This is a genomic window from Streptomyces sp. NPDC093598, assembly GCF_044764825.1.
Lineage (GTDB): Bacteria > Actinomycetota > Actinomycetes > Streptomycetales > Streptomycetaceae > Streptomyces.
This window is the reverse complement of sequence record NZ_JBIWIV010000004.1, coordinates 513,511-532,563: the sequence shown is the minus strand read 5'-3', so window position 1 is coordinate 532,563 and position 19,053 is coordinate 513,511. Positions and strand designations below refer to the sequence as shown.

The window sequence follows — 19,053 nt, the reverse complement described above, 5'->3', positions numbered from 1 at the left end:
ACCACGGAAAACACCACTCCTCACCTGTTCGGGTGAGAATGGCGGCTCAGGGACGAGTGCGTGCACGACACGGACAGCCGCCGCCGACCACGGAGGTAGGGCACACATGGCACCGTACGCATCCGACGACAGCACGACCGCCGGGGAGGTCGACGAGCAGCGCTCCGGGCGGCGCAAAGCCGCGCGGTACATCGTTCCGGTCACGGTGGTGGGGGTGGCGGCCGCGACCATCGGGCTGGTCCCCGCACTCGCCGACTCCGGTGACCCCGACCTCCCGAAGATCACCGCCCAGCAGCTCATCGAGAAGATCGCCAAGTCCGACGTCGAGCAGCTGTCCGGCACGGTGAAGATCAGCACCGACCTCGGTCTGCCGAACCTCGGCGGCCTGGAGTCCGGCCTGCTGTCCGGCGCCGCGGGCAAGGGTGACGGCGGCTCCTCCGCCGACCCGACGGCCAAGCTCACCGAACTGGCCTCCGGCACGCACACCCTGCGGGTCGCCGCCGACGGCCCGGACAGGCAGAAGCTGTCGCTGCTGGAGAACGCCGCCGAGTACAGCGTCATCCACAACGGCAAGGACGTCTGGGGCTACGACAGCAAGTCCAACGAGGTCTACCACGGCACCTCCTCCGAGAGCCCGGAGCGCGGGAAGGACCAGCAGCCGCCGGCCATGCCGAAGGACTTCGCCGAGGAGGCCCTGAAGGCGGTCGACGGCACGACGTCCGTGACCGTGGACGGCACCGCCCAGGTCGCCGGCCGGGACGCCTACAAGCTGGTCGTCAAGCCCAAGCAGTCCGGCTCGACGGTCGGCGCGATCACCGTGGCCGTGGACGCGAAGACCGGCATGCCTCTGAAGTTCACCCTCACCCCGGCGAGCGGCGGCGCCGCCGTCGTCGACGTGGGCTTCACGAAGGTCAGCTTCGCCAAGCCGGCCGCCTCGACCTTCGACTTCACCCCGCCCAAGGGGGCGAAGGTCACCGAGGAGAAGGACTCCAGGGCCTCGGACGAGGCTCCGCGCAAGGCTCCCGGCAAGCCCTTCGACCTCGGTGAGGCACCGGGGCACGGTCCCAAGGCCGGGGAGGACTTCGGCAAGGGCCTCGACGGCATGAAGACCATCGGCGAGGGCTGGACCTCCATAGCCACCTTCGACACGGGCGGCGAGGGCGTGCCCTCGGGCAAGGCCGGCGGCGAACTCGGCGGCTTCATGGACTCGCTCGGTGACAAGGTCCACGGCAAGTTCGGCTCGGGCACGGTCTTCTCGACCCGCCTGGTCAACGCGCTCGTCACCGACGACGGCAAGGTCTACGCGGGCCTGGTCACCAAGGACGCGCTCGTGAAGGCGGCCGACGCCGGGAAGTAGGTCCCGTAGCCGTACGGGACGTCGAGAGAACGAGGAAGCCGATGGGCGAAGCGTCCGCCACGGAACCGGAGCGACGCGCGGCGCGGGCCGAGGCCGGGGAACCGGTCATCGCCACCCGCGCGCTCACCAAGCGCTACCGCGGCGGACAGCTCGCCGTCGACGGTCTCGACCTGACCGTCCCGGCGGGCAGCGTCTTCGGCTTCCTCGGCCCCAACGGCTCCGGCAAGACCACCACCATCCGCATGCTGATGGGACTCATCGAGCCCACCTCCGGCACGGCCCGGGTGCTCGGGCAGCCCATGCCCCGGGCCACCCGCGCCGTGCTGCCGCACGTCGGCGCCCTCATCGAGGGCCCGGCCCTCTACGGCTTCCTCTCCGGCCGCGACAACCTCATCCGCTACGACAGCGCCGACCCGGCCGCCGACCCGCGCACGCGGCGCGACCGGGTCGCCTCCGCCCTGGACCGGGTGGGCCTGACGGCCGCGGCGGGCAAGAAGGCCAGGGCGTACTCCCTCGGCATGAAACAGCGCCTGGGTCTCGCGGCCGCGCTGCTCCAGCCGCGTCGGCTGCTCGTCCTCGACGAGCCGACCAACGGCCTCGACCCGCAGGGCATGCGCGAGATCCGCACGCTCGTCCGGGAACTGGCCTCGGACGGCACGACCGTCTTCCTCTCCTCCCACCTCCTCGACGAGATCGAGCAGGTCTGCACGCACGCGGCCGTGATGGCGCAGGGCCGGCTGATCACGCAGGGCCCGGTCGCCGAGCTGTCCGCCGGGGCGCGCGGCCGGCTGGTGGTGATCACGCCGGACCCGGCGGAGGCGGCCCGGGTCCTGAAGGAGCAGGGCGTCGCGGACATCGCCGTCACCGACGACCGGGTGACCGGCGAACCGCCGGAGCGCGACCTCGCCGAAGTGAACGCCGCGCTGGTGACGGCCGGGATCCGCGTGCGCGGTTTCACGGTCGAACGGGCTTCGCTGGAGGACGCGTTCGTGGCACTGACCGGGGAGGGCTTCGATGTCGCGGGCTGAAGTCGTGGGATCCGTACGGCCGGTGAGCCCGCTGTGGACCTTCGGGCTGCTGCGCAACGAGCTCGTCACCACCTTCCGGCGCTGGCGCACGCTCGCGCTGCTGGCCGTGCTGGCGGGCGTGCCGATCCTCGTCGGCATCGCCGTCAAGATCGAGACGGGTGACGGTGCGTCGCCCGGCGGCGGGGGCGGCGGAGGACCGGCCTTCATCGCGCAGATCACCAACAACGGCCTGTTCCTCGTCTTCACCGCCCTGGCCGCCACGCTCCCGTTCTTCCTGCCCATGGCGGTCGGGGTCGTGGCGGGCGACGCGATCGCCGGCGAGGCCAACTCCGGCACACTGCGCTATCTGCTGGTCGCCCCGGCCGGCCGCAGCCGCCTGCTGCTCACCAAGTACGCGACGGTCGTCCTCTTCTGCCTGGTCGCCACGCTGGTGGTCGCCGTATCGGCCCTGACCGTCGGCGCGTTGCTGTTCCCGCTCGGGGACCTGACGACCATCTCCGGTACGCAGATCAGCTTCGCCGAGGGCCTGGGCAGAGCCCTGCTGATCGCCCTGGCCGTCGCCGCGTCACTGATCGGCGTCGCCGCGCTCGGCCTGTTCGTGTCCACCCTGACGGGCAGCGGCATCGCTGCGATGGCGACGACGGTCGGTCTGCTGATCACGGTCCAGATCCTCGACCAGATCCCGCAACTGCACGCCCTCCAGCCGTACTTCTTCTCCCACTACTGGCTCTCCTTCGCCGACCTCATGCGCGAGCCGGTCTACTGGGACGACCTGGCGAAGAACCTCGGCCTCCAGGCTCTGTACGCGGTGGTGTTCGGGTCGGCGGCGTGGGCGCGCTTCACGGCGAAGGACATCACGGCCTAGAGAAACCGGCCCGTACTCACTTCTCGTACAGGAACCGGGCGGGCGGAGCCTCCTGGGCGAAGAACGTCTTCGCGCGGGTCAGCGCCTCGCCGTCGGCCAGTACGTCACCGGGCTTGCTGCCGTTGCCGAGCAGCACCCCGCCGAAGCGCATGCCCATGTACGCGGCCGAGTTGTGCAGCGTCCCGATCAGGGGGTCGGCGACGACCTCCTCCCGGTGCGCGAGGGCGGTGACGCCCCACAGGGTGCGGCCGGCCAGGGTCGCCTTGAAGTCGAGGCCCGGCGTGCGCAGCCAGCCCGACCAGTAGTCCAGGTAGCGCTTGGTCTGTGCGGAGACCGAGTACCAGTACAGCGGCGAGACGATCACGATGTCCGTCGCCGCGAGCGTGGCGTCGAGCAGGCGGGCCACGTTGCCCTCGGTCGGGCGGACGTGGTCGCTGTCGTGCCGCAGGTCCTCGAAGTCCGGCACGGGGAGCTCGGTGAGGTCGATCCACTCCTGCTCGACGTCCGGGGCCAGTTGCTCGGCGGCCCGGCGGGCCAGCAGCTCGGAGTTGCCCTCGGCGCGAGCGCTGCCCAGGACGAAGAGGAAACGGCGGGTCATGGGTGCCCCCTGGAAAGTCGGCGTACGGCAATTACACGCATGTGCATCATATGCGCGTGCAAGTAAATGTGCCAGGGGTCTTCGTCAGGGGTGTGCACGAGAAGTCTCCGCCCGGGGTGTCAGCCCTTGACACGCCTCTCCGCCTCCCGCGCCACGGCCAGCAGCAGTACCTCCCGCCCGCGCGGCGCCACCAGCTGCAGCCCGGCCGGGCAGCCGTCGCCGCCGAACCCCGCGGGCAGGCTCAGCGCGGGATGTCCGCTGAGGTTGAACGCCCAGGTGAGAGAGGTGGAGTAGCGGTCCCCGGGCCCCTCGTGGCCGTGCGGGGCGGTCGGTGCCGTCGGGGTCAGCAGCAGCTCGGCATCGGCGAACAGCGCGGCGAGCCGCCGGTCGTTCTCCGCCCGGACCCGCTCGGCCCCGGCCAGGTCGGCACCGGGCGTGCGCAGGGCGAACCAGGCGGGCCCGGGGTCCGTGAGCCGCAACGGCGTCCGCGGCCGTACGAGCCGTACGACGCCCGCCGCCACGAGCCGTTCCACCGCGGCCCGGGCGAGCGCGACGGGTTCCGGGTCGGGTTCGGCGAAACCGAGGTCGGGGGACCAGACGGCCGTGACGGGGAGAGCCGTCTCGGCCGGCAGCGGCTCCTTCGCCACCACACGCCACCACAGCCCGGCGTCCGACGCCGAGCGGGCGAGCACCCCCGGCACGGCCAGCCCCGTACGGTCGCCCGACGGCAGTCGTCCGCTCGTCGTCTTCAGCCCGGCCACCCCGCACCACGCCGCCGGGATCCGCACCGACCCGGCCCCGTCGCTGCCCGTCGCCAGCGGCACCAGCCCGGCCGCCACGGCCGCCGCGGCCCCGGCCGACGAGCCGCCCGGCGTACGGTCGGCCCGCCACGGATTGACGGTCCGGCCCCGGGCCCCGAGCCCCCAGGTCTGCCAGGGCGTTCCCGGCCCGGGTACGGACGTCGCCCCCACGGCCACACAGCCGGCCGCGAGCAGCGGACCGGCCGTGCGCAGCCCGCGCCGCCCCTTCACGGCGACCGGTACACCGGCCAGCGGCAGGGACGGATCCGGGCCCCGCCGGTCGAGTCGCCGGTCCACCTCACCCGCCCGCAGCAACGCCTCCTCGCCCCACACCTCGACGAACGCGCACAGCTCCGGATCGGCCCGCTCGATCCGGCCCAGGGCCTCCGCGACGACGTCCGCCGCGCGCAGCTCCCGGGCCCGTACACCCGCCGCGATCTCCCCGGCCGACAGCGGCACGGCGGTCAGTGTGCCGCTCCCGTCAGCCGGGCCAGGGGCGCCGTCTCGCGCGGCGGGTGGCCCGGTTCGCCGAGCCGCCAGGACGGCACCCACGGCACGCGGTACACGTCGATGACCGACTCCAGGGACTTGATCCGCTGGGCGAGCGGGCGCGGCAGCCGGCCCGGGGCGTCCGCCACGAGGACGACGGCGTCCAGATCGAGCCCCGGCGGAGCCTGACCGCGCCGGAACAGCTCCACCGCCCCGGCGATCGTGTCCAGCCCGGCCGCGTGCGTCCGGGCGACCAGCAGCACCGACGCGGGATCGCCGGGTCCGGGCCAGGACCGGCCGCTGTCATGGCCGCCGTAGACCGTGGCGAGGGTGGAGACGCCCGCGCCGCCGTGCGTGCCGACCCAGGAGAAGCGCCGCGCCGCGGCATGGGCGTGCGCGGGCTCCGGCGGCCCCGGCTCCGGGGTGGTCACCGGGCCGCGCAGCCAGATCTCCGGTCCCTGTCGCATCCCTGTGTGCATGCCCCTCTCCTCCCTCGTACGCCCGGCCTTCATGCCCTCCGCGACGACCGCGCCGGGGCCGACGGCCCTTGGGACGAGCCTGTGACACCGTGGTGACGTGAGAAACGGGGGCGAGCGGACACACTCGACAGTAGGTGTACGACGCCCAGTGAGGGGACGATGTCGCGACTCAGCCGCGAGAAGAAGCGGGAACAGAAGCAGGCCGCACGCGCGGCGACCCCGGCGGCGCCGATCGACGTCCATGTCCCCGGGGCCGGAACGGACGTGGGAGGCGGCACCGGTGGGGCGTCCGACGGTGCCTCGGTCGGAGGCGTTCCGGTCTTCGCGGCCCCCGGCGAGGAGATCCAGCGGGCCGTCCTGAACCGCCTCCACCACATCGCCCTCGCCACCGGCCACCCCGTCCTCGCCACGATCCACGACGAGCGCATCGGCTACGTCGTCCCACTCCAGGTCGACCCGGACGGCTCCAGCCACTTCACGGCCGAGCCGATCGCCACGACCTCACCGGCGCGCCAGCCCGCCGGAGGCGGCGGGGCCACGCCCCCACCGCCGCCCCGGCACGCCGCAGGCAACGGCGCCCCGACCCCGCCGCCGCTCCAGCACGCCGAGGGCAACGGCGCTCCTACGCCGTCGGAGCCGCAGCCCGCAGAGCGCGAGGGCGTCACCCCGCCCGAGCCGCGGCCCGTCCCGGGCAACAGTGCCGCGACCCCGCCCGAGCCGCGGCACGCCCCGCCGGCCCCGGGCGACAGCGCCACGCACGTGCTGCGTCCCGTTCCGGAGTCCGGCCGAGGCTCGGCCCCGACGTTCGGGCTGCGGGCGGTGCCCGAGCCGCAGCCGGTCGATGAACCCGTACCGACGTTCGAACTGCGAGCCGTACCGGAGTCGGCGGAGCCCGCGCCGGAAGACGCGCCACCGGCCGCGGGCACGGCGATGCCGCCCGGCACCGTCGCGCCGCCCACCGGCGAGTTCGGCCCGCCCCCGCCCATGGACGCGAGGCCGCTCCCCGTCCCCGAAGCCCACCCGGCGCCACGACCCGAACCGGCCCTGGAAGACGCCCTGATCGCCGCCGACCCCGACCCCAAGCCCACGCCTCCCCGCGGCTTCGACGCCGTCGCGGAGGCCGTGCTCGGGGACGAGCCCCTCACCGCCCCGGGCGATTCCACCGCGCCCGCGCTCCTCGCGGAGCCGATCACGCGGATCAACGAGGCCGTGAAGGAAGGCAGGATCGACGCGGCCGCCGGGCTGGCGGAGCAGACCCTCGTGCAGGCGTCGGGGACGCTGGGGCCGGAGCACCCCGAGGTGCTCCGGCTGCGCGAACTCACCGCATACGTCGCCTACTTGGCGGGCGACCCGCTCCGGGCCTTCCACCTGTCGCTCGACCTGGCCGGTGCCCGCCGCCGGGCCGGTGACGCGGAGGCCGCCTACGGGAACGTGGAGAGCGCGGCCACGGCCTGGCGCGCGGTGCGGGACCCGGCGCTGGGGCTGGAGCTGGGACGCGACCTGATCGGCCTGTGGACGGAGCTTGCCGCCGAGGACGGCCCGGCCGCCCTGGAGGTCGAGCAACTGGAGTCGGCCCGCGCCCGCATGGGCCGCCTCACCGAACGCGCCCGCACGCAGTAGCGTGGCCCAGGGGGCTACTCCGACAGCTCCCACACCGCGTACGCGAGGGCGTCGCTGTTGCGGTTCAGGGCGGTGTCGTTGATGTTGGCGGTGGTGTCGCAGGAGGAGTGGTAGCAGCGGTCGAAGGCCCGCCCCGCGGTACCGCCCCACTTGGCCGCCTGCGCCGCCGTCATCGTCCGGCTGGCCCCGGTGAACAGACCGCCCACCGGCACGCCCGCGCTGTTGAAGGGCGCGTGGTCGGAGCGGCCGTCGCCCTCGGTCTCGATCTCGGTCGGGACGCCGATGCCGCCGAAGTAGTCCTTGAAGGTCTTCTCGATCGCGGGGTCGTCGTCGTAGACGAAGTAACCGGGGTTCGGGGAGCCGATCATGTCGAAGTTCAGGTAGGCGCTGATCCTCGAACGGTCGCCGGTGGCCAGCCGGTTGACGTAGTAGCGGGAGCCGACCAGGCCGAGCTCCTCCGCTCCCCACCAGGCGAACCGCAGATGCTTGGTGGGCTTGTACTGCGCCCGGGACACGGCGAGGGCGGTCTCCAGGACGGCGGCCGAGCCGGAGCCGTTGTCGTTGATGCCGGGCCCCGAGGAGACGCTGTCGAGGTGCGAGCCGGCCATCACGACCTGGTTCGCGTCACCACCCGGCCAGTCGGCGATCAGGTTGTAGCCGGTGCGGCCGGAGGCGGTGAACTGCTGGACCGTGGTGGTGTATCCGGCCGCGTCCAGCTTGGCCTTCATGTAGTCGAGCGAGGCCTTGTAGCCGGCCCGGCCGTGCGCGCGGTTGCCGCCGTTGGCGGTGGCTATGGACTGCAGCTGGGACAGGTGGGCCTTGACGTTCGCCACGGGTATGTCCGGCGCGGCGGCCGCTCTGGAGGGAGCGGAGGACGCGGCGTCGGCCACGGCACCGCCGGTCAGGAGCATGGCTGTTGCCATGCCGCCTGCCACGACGGCGCGCGCGGAAACGGAGAGCTTCATGTGGGGGCTCCGGATTCCGTCGGGAAGCCCGTGGGGTGTCCACGGGCCGCCCACAGTGAATGGGGTGCCTGGATGGTGAAGCTGATACTGACTCTCCGTCAAGGCTCTTATTGAGTCAGGGCGTTACGGAGTGCAGGCCTCCGGCTCCCCTGTCACTGCACGCAGAACTCGTTCCCCTCCGGGTCCGCCATCACGACCCACTCGCCGCCCTGCTCCTTCACCCGCCGCAGCGCGCTCGCCCCGAGGCCCTCCAGCCGCGCGACCTCCTCGTCGCGCCGCCCCTCGCCCGGGTGCAGATCGAGGTGCAGCCGGTTCTTGACCGTCTTCGCCTCCGGCACCCGCTGGAACAGCAGCCGCCGGCCGAGCCCGGTCCCGCTCTCCTCCTCGAACGGGTCCTCGGGGTGCCGTACGGCGACCAGATCCCGGAAGGCCCGGCGGCCGTGGAAGTCGACCGTGGCCTCCTCCGGCAGGGCGCCGAAGCCGAGCAGCTTCCCGATGAGGGCGCTGTTGTCCTCTACCTCGTACCGGAGGGCGGCGGCCCAGAAGTCGGCCTGTGCGTGCGGGTCGTTCGCGTCGATGACGAGTTTCCAGTGCAGGGGAGTGGGCGATGCGGGTGTCTGCGTCATGTAACCACTTATACTGGTTAGGTGAGTGGACGTGCTGGGGAAACGCCGGATCGACCGCCCGGCCTGACGCTGGTCTCGCGCGAGGGGAAGTCCTACCGCTTCGATCCGGGCACCCTGTGCCTCGAGCTCACGGCGACGGGCGGCCCCGGGGCCTTCGCCCGCTGGGAAGTGCTGCACGAACCCCATGACCTGGTCGCGTGGGCCGGGCGCAGCCGGCTGCCGGAGGGTCTTGACCTCACCGTCTCCACCGGGGAACTGGAGCGGGCGCGCACCCTGCGCGACGCCGTGTTCCTGCTCGCCGCCGACCGTGCCCACGGGCGCTCCCTGGGCGCCGCCCACCTGGACGTCGTCAACTCCGCCGCGGCCGGGCCCCCGCTGGTCGCCCGCATCGAGCCCGGCGGCACCCGCTCCTGGGCCCCGGGCGCCACCGGCACGCAGCTGCTCTCCACCGTCGCCCGCGACGCGATCGACCTGTTCACCGGGCCCTTCGCCGACCGGATCCGCGAGTGCGGCGCCCACAACTGCTCCCTGCTCTTCGTCGACACCTCCCGCCCGGGCCGCCGTCGCTGGTGCGCGATGGAGCACTGCGGAAACCGCGAGAAGGTCCGGGCACACCGGGCCCGCCACGCTCCTGCGAAGCCGTAGCCTCCGCGGCCTTTGCGGCGCGGGTGTCGTAGGCGGCCCGGGCCGCCGCGATCTCCTCCGCCGGTGAGCGCGGAGTCACGGACGGGGCGCGGAGTCGGGGCAGCAGGGTCTGGCCGGCGGACTGCTGACCACCGCCATTCCCGGTCACCGCCGTGAGCACACCGGCCGGGAACCGTACCCGTTCGGCTCGGCGACCGGCATCTCGGCGGTGGCCGCGGTCTACGGCCTGGCGTCCACCGGGTCCGGCTCCAAGGCCACACGGTCGGCGTTCCGGGTGGCACTGTCCGGGCCGGTCGCCCTGGTGGTGCTGGGCGCGCTCATCTCGTCGGTGAGCGTGCGGGAGGCCCGGCGGGCGGTGCGCAACGCGTCCCAGGTGAGCAGCGCCAACGCCAGCCACACGAGCGTGAATCCGGCCCAGCGTTCCGGCGGCATCTCCTCGTGGAAGTAGAGAATGCCGAGCAGGAACTGGATGACCGGCGTCGAGTACTGCAGCAGGCCGATGGTGGACAGGGGCACCCGGATGGCGGCCGCGCCGAAGCAGACCAGGGGGAGCGCGGTGACGATGCCGGCCGAGGCGAGCAGCGCCGCGTGCCCCGCACCCTCGGTGGTGAAGGTGGAATCGCCCTGCGCGGTCAGCCACGCCAGGAAGCCGAGCGCGGGCAGGAACTGGATCGCGGTCTCTGCGGCCAGCGACTCGATGCCGCCGAGGCCCACCTTCTTCTTCACCAGCCCGTACGTGGCGAAGGAGAAGGCGAGGCAGAGCGAGATCCACGGAGGCTGCCCATAGCCGATGGTCAGCACGACGACGGCGGCGCAGCCGGTCCCGACCGCCGCCCACTGCACCGGCCGCAGCCGCTCCTTCAGCAGCAGCACGCCGATCGCGATGGTGACCAGGGGGTTGATGAAGTACCCGAGCGAGGCCTCGACCACGTGCCCGGAGTTCACGGACCAGATGTACAGGCCCCAGTTGACGGTGATGACCGCCGCCGCGACCGTGATCAGCGCCAGCTTGCGCGGCTGCCGCAGCAGCTCACCGGCCCAGGCCCAGCGCCGCAGCACGAGCAGGGCGGCGCCCACGAAGACCAGCGACCACACCATCCGGTGGGCCAGGATCTCCACCGCGCCGGCCGGCTTCAGCAGGGGCCAGAAGAGGGGCACGAGCCCCCACATCCCGTAGGCCGCGAGCCCGTTCAGCAGTCCTATGTGCCGCTCACCCTTCGGCTTGCCGGTCACGGGCCCCTCCTTCGCGCCTGGCGTGTGTCCGCCTGGACGACGGTAACGCCGAGCGCCCCCGGCTGTCATGCCCGTATCGGCATACGGTCATGACAGTCCGGGGGTGGTACGGGGGAGCGGGGTGTCAGCTCTTGAGGGCGGCCTCGATGGCCTCGGCGAACGGGGTGGTCGGGCGGCCGATGAGGCGGGACAGGTCGCCGGTGGAGACGACCAGCTGGCCCTTCTCGATGGCGGCGTCGACGCCCGCGAGGATCTGCGCGAACGGCTCGGGCAGGCCCGCGCCGGTCAGGATGCCGACGAGGGCTTCGGGGGAGACGGCGTCGTAGGTGATCTCCTTGCCGGTCCGGCGGCTCAGCTCGGCCGCGTACTCGGCGAAGCTCCAGGGGGTGTCGCCGCCCAGCTCGTACGTCTTGTTCTCGTGCCCCTCGCCGGTCAGCACGGCGACGGCGGCGGCGGCGTAGTCGGCGCGCGAGGCGGAGGAGACCTTGCCCTCGCCGGCGGCGGCCACGACCGCGTTGTGCTCCAGCACCGGGGCGAGGTTCTCGGTGTAGTTCTCGTGGTACCAGCCGTTGCGCAGCAGCGTGTAGGGCACACCGGAGCCCAGCAGGAGCTCCTCGGTGCCGCGGTGGTCGTCGGCGAGCGCGGCGGTCAGGCTGCCGGGGGCGCTGGTGTAGGCGAGCAGGGCGACACCGGCCGCCGCGGCGGCGTCGATGACGACCTTGTGCTGCTGCACGCGGCCCTTGTCGAACTCGTTGCCGGAGATCAGCAGCACCTTGTCACCGGCGGAGAACAGGCTGTCGAAGGAGGCGGGGGTGTTGTAGTCGGCGAGCGCGATCCTCACACCGCGGTCCGCGAAGTCGGCGGCCTTCTCCGCGTTGCGCACGACCGCGGTGATCTGCTCGGCGGGGACCTTCTCCAGCAGCTGCTCCACGACGTGGCGGCCGAGGTGTCCGGTGGCTCCGGTGACGACGATGCTCATGATGGGGACTCTCCTTGTGGGGTGCGTTGGTACTAACCCTAGGAGATGCGCTAACTATTGGAAAGTACCCACTTTGAAGTAAGGTACTGGCATGGCGGTAAGTGATAACGAAGCCCTGTGCCCGTACCGGCTGGTCCTGGAGCACGTGACCAGCCGCTGGGGCGTGCTCGTCCTGATCGAGCTCCTGGACCGCCCGTACCGGTTCAGCGAGCTGCGCCGGACGATCGGCGCATACGGCGGCCGGGGTGTCAGCGAGAAAATGCTCACGCAGACCCTCCAGACCCTGGAGCGGGACGGACTCGTCCACCGCGACGCCAAGCCCGTCATCCCGCCGCGCGTCGACTACTCCCTCACCGACCTGGGCCGCGAGGCCGCCGAGCAGGTGCGGGGCCTCGCGGCGTGGACGCATCAGCGCATGGACGAGGTGGAAAAGTCCCGGCGGGCGTACGACGAGGCCCGGGCCGCCTCCTAGGCGGCCCGGGCCCCGAGGGTCCTCGTCGGCCGGGTCAGCCGACGACCGTCCAGGTGTCGCCGCCCGCCAGCAGCGCGCCAAGGTCTCCCTTGCCGTGCTGCTCGATCGCGGTGTCGAGCTGGTCGGCCATCTGCGTGTCGTAGACGGGCCGGTCGACCGAGCGCAGGACACCGATCGGCGTGTGGTGCAGGGTGTCCGGGTCGGCGAGGCGGGACAGCGCGAACGCCGTGGTCGGGGACGGGGAGTGCGCGTCGTGCACGAGCACCTGGCCCTCGTTGTCCGGCGTCACCGCGACCACCTTCAGGTCCCCGGTCAGCGGGTCCCGCACGACGCCCTTGGCCCGGTCCGCGCCGAAGCGGATCGGCTCGCCGTGCTCCAGGCGGATCACGGCCTCCTCGGCCTGCTGCTTGTCCTTGAGGGCGTCGAAGGCGCCGTCGTTGAAGATGTTGCAGTTCTGGTAGATCTCGATCAGGGCCGTGCCCTGGTGGGCGGCGGCCTGTCGCAGCACCTCTGTGAGGTGCTTGCGGTCGGAGTCCACCGTCCGCGCCACGAACGACGCCTCCGCGCCGAGCGCCAGCGACACCGGGTTGAAAGGCGCGTCCAGCGAACCCATCGGCGTCGACTTCGTGATCTTCCCGACCTCGGAGGTCGGCGAGTACTGGCCCTTGGTCAGGCCGTAGATCCGGTTGTTGAACAGCAGGATCTTGAGGTTGACGTTGCGGCGCAGCGCGTGGATCAGGTGGTTGCCGCCGATGGACAGCGCGTCGCCGTCACCCGTGACGACCCACACCGACAGATCGCGGCGCGAACTCGCCAGACCGGTGGCGATGGCGGGGGCGCGGCCGTGGATGGAGTGCATCCCGTACGTGTTCATGTAGTACGGGAAGCGGGAGGAGCAGCCGATGCCCGAGACGAAGACGATGTTCTCCTTCGCCAGCCCCAGCTCGGGCATGAAGCCCTGCACCGCGGCGAGGATGGCGTAGTCGCCGCAGCCGGGGCACCAGCGCACTTCCTGATCGGACTTGAAGTCCTTCATCGACTGCTTGCCCTCGGCCTTGGGAACGAGGGAAAGCGCCTCGATGGTGCCCGTGCCTTGCGTGGACGTCTCAGCCATCGATGGCCTCCTTCAGAGCCGCGGCGAGCTGCTCCGCCTTGAACGGCATGCCGTTGACCTGGGTGTACGAGTGGGCGTCGACCAGGTACTTCGCCCGGATGAGCGTGGCGAGCTGCCCGAGGTTCATCTCGGGGATCACCACCTTGTCGTAACGCTCCAGCACAGAGCCCAGATTCCGCGGGAAGGGGTTGAGATGGCGCAGATGCGCCTGCGCGACGGACTCCCCGGCTCTGCGCAGCCGCCGCACGGCCGCCGTGATCGGCCCGTACGTCGAACCCCAGCCCAGGACCAGCGTCCTCGCCCCGTGGGGATCGTCCACCTCGACGTCCGGGACGTCGATGCCGTCGATCTTCGCCTGCCGGGTGCGCACCATGAAGTCGTGGTTGGCCGGGTCGTAGGAGATGTTGCCCGTGCCGTCCTGCTTCTCGATGCCGCCGATCCGGTGCTCCAGACCCGGTGTGCCCGGGATCGCCCAGGGGCGGGCCAGCGTCTGCGGGTCCCGCTTGTACGGCCAGAACACCTCGGAGCCGTCGTCGAGCGTGTGGTTCGGGCCCTGCGCGAACTGCACCCGCAGGTCGGGCAGCTCCTCGATGTCCGGGATCCGCCAGGGCTCGGAACCGTTGGCCAGGTAACCGTCGGACAGCAGGAACACCGGCGTGCGGTACGTCAGCGCGATCCGCGCCGCCTCCAGCGCGGCGTCGAAACAGTCCGCCGGGGTGCGCGGCGCGACCACCGGCACCGGAGCCTCGCCATTGCGCCCGTACATCGCCTGGAGCAGGTCCGCCTGCTCGGTCTTGGTGGGCAGACCCGTCGACGGCCCACCGCGCTGGATGTCCACGATCAGCAGCGGCAGCTCCAGGGAGACCGCGAGGCCGATGGTCTCCGACTTCAGCGCCACGCCCGGGCCGCTCGTCGTCGTCACGGCCAGCGAACCACCGAAGGCCGCGCCCAGAGCGGCCCCGATACCGGCGATCTCGTCCTCCGCCTGGAAGGTCCGCACGCCGAAGTTCTTGTGCTTGCTCAGCTCGTGCAGGATGTCCGACGCCGGAGTGATGGGGTACGACCCCAGGTACAGCGGCAGATCAGCCTGCCGGCTCGCCGCGACCAGCCCGTACGACAGGGCGAGGTTGCCGGAGATGTTGCGGTAGACACCCGGCGGGAACGCCGTGGCCGCCGGGGCGACCTCGTAGGAGACGGCGAAGTCCTCGGTGGTCTCGCCGAAGTTCCAGCCGGCCCGGTACGCCGCGATGTTGGCCGCCGCGATGTCGGGCTTCCTCGCGAACTTCGACTTCAGGAACTTCTCCGTGCCCTCGGTGGGCCGGTGGTACATCCAGCTCAGCAGGCCCAGCGCGAACATGTTCTTGCTGCGCTCGGCCTCCTTGCGGCTGAGGTCGAACTCCTTCAGCGCCTCGACCGTGAGCGTGGTCAGCGGCACCGGGTGCAGGTGGTAGCCGTCCAGCGACCCGTCCTCCAGCGGACTGGTCTCGTAGCCGACCTTCTGCATCGCCCGCTTGGTGAACTCGTCCGTGTTGACGATCACCTCGGCGCCGCGCGGCAGGTCGCCGATGTTCGCCTTCAGCGCGGCCGGGTTCATCGCCACGAGCACGTTCGGCGCGTCACCGGGCGTGAGGATGTCGTGATCGGCGAAGTGCACCTGGAAGGACGACACACCCGGCAGTGTCCCGGCGGGCGCCCTGATCTCGGCCGGGAAGTTCGGCAGCGTCGACAGGTCGTTGCCGAACGACGCGGTCTCCGAGGTGAAACGGTCACCGGTGAGCTGCATACCGTCACCCGAGTCCCCCGCGAACCTGATGATCACCCGGTCGAGGCGACGGACATCCTTCGCGCCCGCCGCTTTGCGCTGCTCTCCTACGACTGCTTCGTCGGCCTGCTCCGCTGGGCTACTGACCTGGCTGGTCACTGAACTGGACCTCCCTCGAGGCGGCTGTCCGGGAGAGGCCTTCCCGCAGGCCCTCCCAGGATCAACACTACGACCGCAAGGGTCGCCTTCTTCGGGTCATTCGCATCTTGGACACGACTTTGGGATGATCATGCGCCCGGACTTGTCCGGAATTCCGACGTCAGGACGTGAGGCACGTCAGGACGTGAGGGACGTCAGGACGTGAAGCACGTCAGGACGTGAGGCACGTCAGGAGTTCAGATACGTCAGCACGGCCAGCACCCTGCGGTGGTCCCCCTCGCTCGGAGACAGCCCCAGCTTCAGGAAGATGTTGCTGACGTGCTTCTCGACCGCCCCGTCGCTGACCACGAGCTGCCGCGCGATCGCCGAGTTCGTCCGCCCCTCGGCCATCAGCCCCAGCACCTCCCGCTCCCTCGGGGTGAGCCCCGCGAGCACGTCCTGCTTACGGCTGCGGCCCAGCAACTGCGCGACCACCTCCGGGTCGAGCGCCGTACCGCCCTCGGCCACCCGTACCACCGCGTCCACGAACTCCCGCACCTCGGCCACCCGGTCCTTCAGCAGATAGCCGACGCCCCGGCTGGACCCCGCCAGCAGCTCCGTCGCGTAGCGCTCCTCCACGTACTGCGACAGCACCAGCACCCCGAGCCCCGGGTGCGCCTTGCGCAGCTGCACCGCAGCCCGCACTCCCTCGTCGGTGTGCGTCGGCGGCATCCGCACGTCCGCCACCACCACGTCCGGCAGTTCGCCCTGCGCGTCGAGCTCCGTGATGGTCTTGATCAGTGCCTCGCCGTCACCGACACCGGCGACGACGTCGTGCCCGCGGTCGGTCAGCAGCCGGGTCAGGCCCTCCCTGAGCAGCACTGAATCCTCGGCGATGACCACCCGCACCCTGTCCTCCACGATGTTCGGCCCCCCACAGCCCGACGCCGCCCGTCCGCAGCCCTCGACGGCTCCGCGCCCACCCGTGCGACGGGTCCAGCATTTCAGTATCGGGACGTGTATGGGGACGGGACCGGCTTCTTGGCCGGCACATCGGGTGGTGGAGGGAAGCTGTGGGGCCAGGGGTGAAGACCCCTGGCCCCGTCACGGCTCGCGGGGGCCGAGCCCCGCGAGGGTCACCGCATGTGCTCCCCCCGCCACGGCAACTCCGCTGTCACCCGGGTCGGCCCGCCGGCCGGCGAGTCCACCACCAGGATCCCGTCCACCGCGTCGAGCCGCTCCGCCAGCCCCGCGAGACCGGACCCCCGCGCGGTGTCGGCCCCGCCCACGCCGTTGTCCACGACCTGGAGCATCAGCCGGTTCTCCGTCCGCCACACCTCCACGCCCGCCCAGGTGGCCCGCGCGTGCTTGCTGACGTTCTGGAGCAGCTCCGACACCGTGAAGTACGCGATCCCCTCGATCGCCGGCGCCGGCCTCTCCACCAGGTCGACCTCGACCCGCACCGGCACCGTGCACCGCGACGCCACCGCCGACAGGGCCGCGTCCAGACCGCGGTCCGTCAGCACCGCCGGATGGATCCCCCGGGCCAGGTCCCGCAGCTCCTGAAGCGCCGTCTTCACCTCGCCGTGCGCCTCGTCGACCATCCGCGCGGCCGTTTCCGGATCCTCGTGGAGCTTCTCCTTCGCCAGCCCCAGATCCATGGCCAGCGCCACCAGCCGGGCCTGCGCCCCGTCGTGCAGATCCCGCTCGATGCGCCGCAGGTCGGCCGCCGCCGTGTCGACCACGACCCCCCGGTCCGACTCCAGCTCCACCACCCGCGAGGCCAGCCGCGACGGCCCGAGCAGGCCGTGCACCAGCAGCCGGTCCACCATCGTCAGCGCCCGCACGATCCACGGCGCGGCGATCGTGAACAGCAGACCCACCAGCGCGGTCACCGTGATCTCGAAGGGGTTGTCGAGGTAGATCCGGTGCGTCTCGTCGCCGTACAGCTGGATCCCTTCCTGTCCGGCGTACACCGGGAACACCCAGAACCACAGCGGGTACGTCAGCAGCGCCCAGCCGAGCACCCAGACGTTCACGGCGACGACGAACGAGAACACCGCCCAGGGCAGATGCAGCACCGCGTACAGCAGGGCCCGCCACGAGGCGCCGCTCTTGAGGACGGCCCCCATCCACGCCATCGCGCCCGGCTTCTTCATCCGCAGCGGCTCCGGCTCGGCCACCTCCAGACCCAGCAGCCCCCGCGCCCGCATCCGCTCCAGCGCCCCGAAGCCGCGGCACCCGGCGAGCGCCCCCGCCAGCACCGGGATGCCGAGGAACGTGACGAGCAGCCCCGCCCCCAGCGACACCATCGTGACCGCGTAGGTGAACAGCAGGATGCTGAGCGGCAGGCTGAGCAGCACATGGGTGAGCTCGAGCCAGGTGCGGCCCTCGACCGGCGCCCGCAGCGCGGCCGGCAGCCGGTACCGCCGTTCGGTGCTCCCGGGGACCCCGGGCCCGCTGTCGAGCCCGTATCCCTGTCCGTACTCCGTGGCCATCGGCGTCGTCCTTCTCCTCGTCCTGCGGCTGTGCTCCCGTACCTCCACCCTGCTCCGCCGCAGGTCGGCGGACCATGGAGTCCGTCGGCGTCTGCGGAGGGGGGTTTTCCCTACCCCGGGGCCCCGGACCGGTCGCGCCACGGCAGTTCCGCCGTGACCGTCGTCGGGCCGCCTTCGGGCGACTCCAGGACGAACAGCCCGTCGACGGCGTCCAGCCGGTCCGCCAGGCCCTTCATCCCCGTACCGCCGTCCAGGCTCGCGCCCCCACGCCCGTCGTCCCACACCTGTATGAGCAGCCGGGTGTTCGTCCGCCACACATCCACCGAGGCCGACTTCGCCCCGCTGTGCTTGCTGACGTTCTGGAGCAGCTCCGAGACGGTGAAGTAGGCGATGCCCTCGATGGCCGCGGCCGGGCGCTCCGGCAGATCGACCGTCACCTTCACCGGGACCGTGCAGCGCGAGGCGACCGACGACAGGGCCGCGTCCAGCCCGCGGTCGGTCAGGACCGCCGGATGGATGCCACGCGCCAGATCCCGCAGCTCCTGAAGCGCCAGCTTCACCTCGCCGTGCGCCTCCTCGACCATCGCCGCGGCCGCGTCGGGATCCTCCAGCACCTTCTCCTTGGCCAGGCCGAGACCCATGGCCAAGTTGACCAGCCGCGCCTGTGCCCCGTCGTGCAGATCCCGCTCGATGCGCCGCAGGTCGGCCGCGGCCGTGTCCACCACGACCCCCCGGTCCGACTCCAGCTCGGCGATCCGCCGCTCCAACTCGTCGGAGGGCGACAGCAGCGCCCGCACCATGGCCCGGTCGGCGTTGGTCAGCCCCCGGGCGATGAACGGCAGCACCGGCCACAGCACGAACAGCGAGGTCAGCGCGATGGTGAAGGTGAGGACGCCCCACGGCAGGCGGATGAATTCGTACAGGACCGTGCGCCAGCCCACCGGGTCCTTCAGCTGCATCCACAGCCGCTGGAAGAAGCCGCCTCCGCCACGCAGCCGCAGCCGGCTCGGCTCGTCCACCCGCACCCCGAGCAGCGCCCTGGCCCGCGCCCGCTCCAACCTGCCCAACTGCCGCGCACCCCCGAGTCCGGCCGCGAGCAGCGGGAACCCGATCACCGTGACGGTCAGCCCGAAACCGATGGACAGCATCGTCACGACATAAGTGAAACCGAGCAGCGCGACCGGCAGGTTGGCCAGCAGGTGCGCGATCTCTTTCCAGGTGTGCCGGTCATAGGCGAGACGCGGAGGCGGCGGACGGTCGTCCGGCCCGGCCGCCGTGGAGGCCGCCTTCGTGCCCGGGGACGGGATGCGTTGGGTCATATGCGTCAGCGTGCCCGGCGGCGGGCGGCCGCGCCATGAGGTAGGCCGCCAGGATCGACTGTGGAA

General features: G+C 71.9%; 18 protein-coding genes. 6 read left to right on the top strand and 12 right to left on the bottom strand.

The genetic code is table 11. The annotated features are described in order from the left end of the window. Window positions 1-106: 106 nt before the first annotated feature. Genes ACIRDU_RS17770 through ACIRDU_RS17760 form a run of 3 tightly spaced genes read left to right on the top strand, consistent with a single transcriptional unit; the run spans window position 107 to window position 3,250 of the window. Window positions 107-1,357 (top strand): outer membrane lipoprotein carrier protein LolA, encoded by a 1,251-nt coding sequence (locus ACIRDU_RS17770; RefSeq protein WP_403580192.1) that lies wholly within the window; start codon window positions 107-109, stop codon window positions 1,355-1,357. Window positions 1,358-1,398: 41 nt separating this feature from the next. Beyond that, window positions 1,399-2,385 carry an ATP-binding cassette domain-containing protein gene (locus tag ACIRDU_RS17765; protein ID WP_403580189.1) on the top strand — a complete coding sequence of 329 codons (987 nt, stop codon included), beginning with the start codon at window positions 1,399-1,401 and terminating at the stop codon, window positions 2,383-2,385. Beyond that, entirely contained in the window at window positions 2,372-3,250 is an 879-nt protein-coding gene (locus ACIRDU_RS17760) for an ABC transporter permease (RefSeq protein ID WP_403580186.1), read from the top strand. The genes ACIRDU_RS17765 and ACIRDU_RS17760 overlap by 14 nt, the downstream gene beginning before the upstream one ends. Before the next feature lie 16 nt (window positions 3,251-3,266). Here the strand turns inward: ACIRDU_RS17760 and ACIRDU_RS17755 are convergent, their stop codons facing one another. The 3 genes from ACIRDU_RS17755 to ACIRDU_RS17745 all read right to left on the bottom strand — a co-directional run bounded on the left by ACIRDU_RS17755 (window position 3,267) and on the right by ACIRDU_RS17745 (window position 5,616). Then, window positions 3,267-3,848 (bottom strand): flavodoxin family protein, encoded by a 582-nt coding sequence (locus tag ACIRDU_RS17755; protein ID WP_403580183.1) that lies wholly within the window; start codon window positions 3,846-3,848, stop codon window positions 3,267-3,269. A 119-nt stretch (window positions 3,849-3,967) separates the two neighbouring features. Next, a complete protein-coding gene (locus tag ACIRDU_RS17750; protein WP_403580631.1) occupies window positions 3,968-5,116 on the bottom strand; it encodes an amidase in 1,149 nt (382 codons plus the stop codon). Continuing rightward, window positions 5,113-5,616, bottom strand: a complete 504-nt coding sequence (locus ACIRDU_RS17745; protein ID WP_403580180.1) for a DUF6668 family protein — start codon at window positions 5,614-5,616, stop codon at window positions 5,113-5,115. The genes ACIRDU_RS17750 and ACIRDU_RS17745 overlap by 4 nt, the downstream gene beginning before the upstream one ends. 159 nt (window positions 5,617-5,775) lie before the next feature. Here ACIRDU_RS17745 and ACIRDU_RS17740 point away from each other — a divergent pair, with 159 nt between their 5' ends. Further along, window positions 5,776-7,236 (top strand): tetratricopeptide repeat protein, encoded by a 1,461-nt coding sequence (locus ACIRDU_RS17740; protein ID WP_403580177.1) that lies wholly within the window; start codon window positions 5,776-5,778, stop codon window positions 7,234-7,236. A 14-nt stretch (window positions 7,237-7,250) separates the two neighbouring features. Here the strand turns inward: ACIRDU_RS17740 and ACIRDU_RS17735 are convergent, their stop codons facing one another. Continuing rightward, window positions 7,251-8,201, bottom strand: a complete 951-nt coding sequence (locus ACIRDU_RS17735; protein WP_403580174.1) for a M28 family metallopeptidase — start codon at window positions 8,199-8,201, stop codon at window positions 7,251-7,253. A 152-nt stretch (window positions 8,202-8,353) separates the two neighbouring features. Next, entirely contained in the window at window positions 8,354-8,827 is a 474-nt protein-coding gene (locus ACIRDU_RS17730; protein ID WP_403580171.1) for a VOC family protein, read from the bottom strand. Window positions 8,828-8,848: 21 nt separating this feature from the next. Here ACIRDU_RS17730 and ACIRDU_RS17725 point away from each other — a divergent pair, with 21 nt between their 5' ends. Next, a complete protein-coding gene (locus ACIRDU_RS17725) occupies window positions 8,849-9,472 on the top strand; it encodes a CGNR zinc finger domain-containing protein (protein ID WP_403580168.1) in 624 nt (207 codons plus the stop codon). Between the two features lie 219 nt (window positions 9,473-9,691). Here ACIRDU_RS17725 and rarD read toward each other — a convergent pair whose 3' ends face one another. Together rarD and ACIRDU_RS17715 are read right to left on the bottom strand one after the other, a co-directional pair. Beyond that, window positions 9,692-10,705, bottom strand: coding sequence for an EamA family transporter RarD (gene rarD / locus ACIRDU_RS17720; RefSeq protein WP_403580165.1), 1,014 nt, complete (start codon window positions 10,703-10,705; stop codon window positions 9,692-9,694). A 124-nt stretch (window positions 10,706-10,829) separates the two neighbouring features. Beyond that, window positions 10,830-11,684, bottom strand: coding sequence for an SDR family oxidoreductase (locus ACIRDU_RS17715; protein ID WP_403580162.1), 855 nt, complete (start codon window positions 11,682-11,684; stop codon window positions 10,830-10,832). A 91-nt stretch (window positions 11,685-11,775) separates the two neighbouring features. On the opposite strand from ACIRDU_RS17715, the gene ACIRDU_RS17710 reads away from it, so the two are divergent. After that, window positions 11,776-12,156: a winged helix-turn-helix transcriptional regulator gene (locus ACIRDU_RS17710; RefSeq protein ID WP_403580159.1), complete on the top strand. Its 381-nt coding sequence runs from the start codon at window positions 11,776-11,778 to the stop codon at window positions 12,154-12,156. A gap of 34 nt (window positions 12,157-12,190) precedes the next feature. On the opposite strand, the gene ACIRDU_RS17705 is transcribed toward ACIRDU_RS17710, so the two are convergent. The 5 genes from ACIRDU_RS17705 to ACIRDU_RS17685 form a co-directional block, all read right to left on the bottom strand. Beyond that, window positions 12,191-13,270 carry a 2-oxoacid:ferredoxin oxidoreductase subunit beta gene (locus ACIRDU_RS17705; protein WP_403580156.1) on the bottom strand — a complete coding sequence of 360 codons (1,080 nt, stop codon included), beginning with the start codon at window positions 13,268-13,270 and terminating at the stop codon, window positions 12,191-12,193. Next, a complete protein-coding gene (locus ACIRDU_RS17700) occupies window positions 13,263-15,191 on the bottom strand; it encodes a 2-oxoacid:acceptor oxidoreductase subunit alpha (RefSeq protein ID WP_403580153.1) in 1,929 nt (642 codons plus the stop codon). The genes ACIRDU_RS17705 and ACIRDU_RS17700 overlap by 8 nt, the downstream gene beginning before the upstream one ends. A gap of 228 nt (window positions 15,192-15,419) precedes the next feature. Further along, window positions 15,420-16,079, bottom strand: a complete 660-nt coding sequence (locus ACIRDU_RS17695; protein WP_283974152.1) for a response regulator transcription factor — start codon at window positions 16,077-16,079, stop codon at window positions 15,420-15,422. Between the two features lie 227 nt (window positions 16,080-16,306). Continuing rightward, window positions 16,307-17,668 (bottom strand): sensor histidine kinase, encoded by a 1,362-nt coding sequence (locus ACIRDU_RS17690; protein ID WP_403580150.1) that lies wholly within the window; start codon window positions 17,666-17,668, stop codon window positions 16,307-16,309. 110 nt (window positions 17,669-17,778) lie between these two features. Then, the gene (locus tag ACIRDU_RS17685; RefSeq protein WP_403580148.1) at window positions 17,779-18,987 is read right to left on the bottom strand and encodes a sensor histidine kinase; all 1,209 of its coding nucleotides are present in this window, start codon (window positions 18,985-18,987) and stop codon (window positions 17,779-17,781) included. Window positions 18,988-19,053: the final 66 nt, after the last annotated feature.

Excerpts from the sequence above, each read along its gene's own strand:
- ACIRDU_RS17770 (WP_403580192.1), top strand. The coding sequence starts at position 107 with ATGGCACCGTACGCATCCGACGACAGCACGACCGCCGGGGAGGTCGAC.
- ACIRDU_RS17765 (WP_403580189.1), top strand. The coding sequence starts at position 1,399 with ATGGGCGAAGCGTCCGCCACGGAACCGGAGCGACGCGCGGCGCGGGCC.
- ACIRDU_RS17760 (WP_403580186.1), top strand. The coding sequence starts at position 2,372 with ATGTCGCGGGCTGAAGTCGTGGGATCCGTACGGCCGGTGAGCCCGCTG.
- ACIRDU_RS17755 (WP_403580183.1), bottom strand. The coding sequence starts at position 3,848 with ATGACCCGCCGTTTCCTCTTCGTCCTGGGCAGCGCTCGCGCCGAGGGC.
- ACIRDU_RS17745 (WP_403580180.1), bottom strand. The coding sequence starts at position 5,616 with ATGCACACAGGGATGCGACAGGGACCGGAGATCTGGCTGCGCGGCCCG.
- ACIRDU_RS17740 (WP_403580177.1), top strand. The coding sequence starts at position 5,776 with ATGTCGCGACTCAGCCGCGAGAAGAAGCGGGAACAGAAGCAGGCCGCA.
- ACIRDU_RS17735 (WP_403580174.1), bottom strand. The coding sequence starts at position 8,201 with ATGAAGCTCTCCGTTTCCGCGCGCGCCGTCGTGGCAGGCGGCATGGCA.
- ACIRDU_RS17730 (WP_403580171.1), bottom strand. The coding sequence starts at position 8,827 with ATGACGCAGACACCCGCATCGCCCACTCCCCTGCACTGGAAACTCGTC.
- ACIRDU_RS17715 (WP_403580162.1), bottom strand. The coding sequence starts at position 11,684 with ATGAGCATCGTCGTCACCGGAGCCACCGGACACCTCGGCCGCCACGTC.
- ACIRDU_RS17710 (WP_403580159.1), top strand. The coding sequence starts at position 11,776 with ATGGCGGTAAGTGATAACGAAGCCCTGTGCCCGTACCGGCTGGTCCTG.
- ACIRDU_RS17705 (WP_403580156.1), bottom strand. The coding sequence starts at position 13,270 with ATGGCTGAGACGTCCACGCAAGGCACGGGCACCATCGAGGCGCTTTCC.
- ACIRDU_RS17690 (WP_403580150.1), bottom strand. The coding sequence starts at position 17,668 with ATGGCCACGGAGTACGGACAGGGATACGGGCTCGACAGCGGGCCCGGG.
- ACIRDU_RS17685 (WP_403580148.1), bottom strand. The coding sequence starts at position 18,987 with ATGACCCAACGCATCCCGTCCCCGGGCACGAAGGCGGCCTCCACGGCG.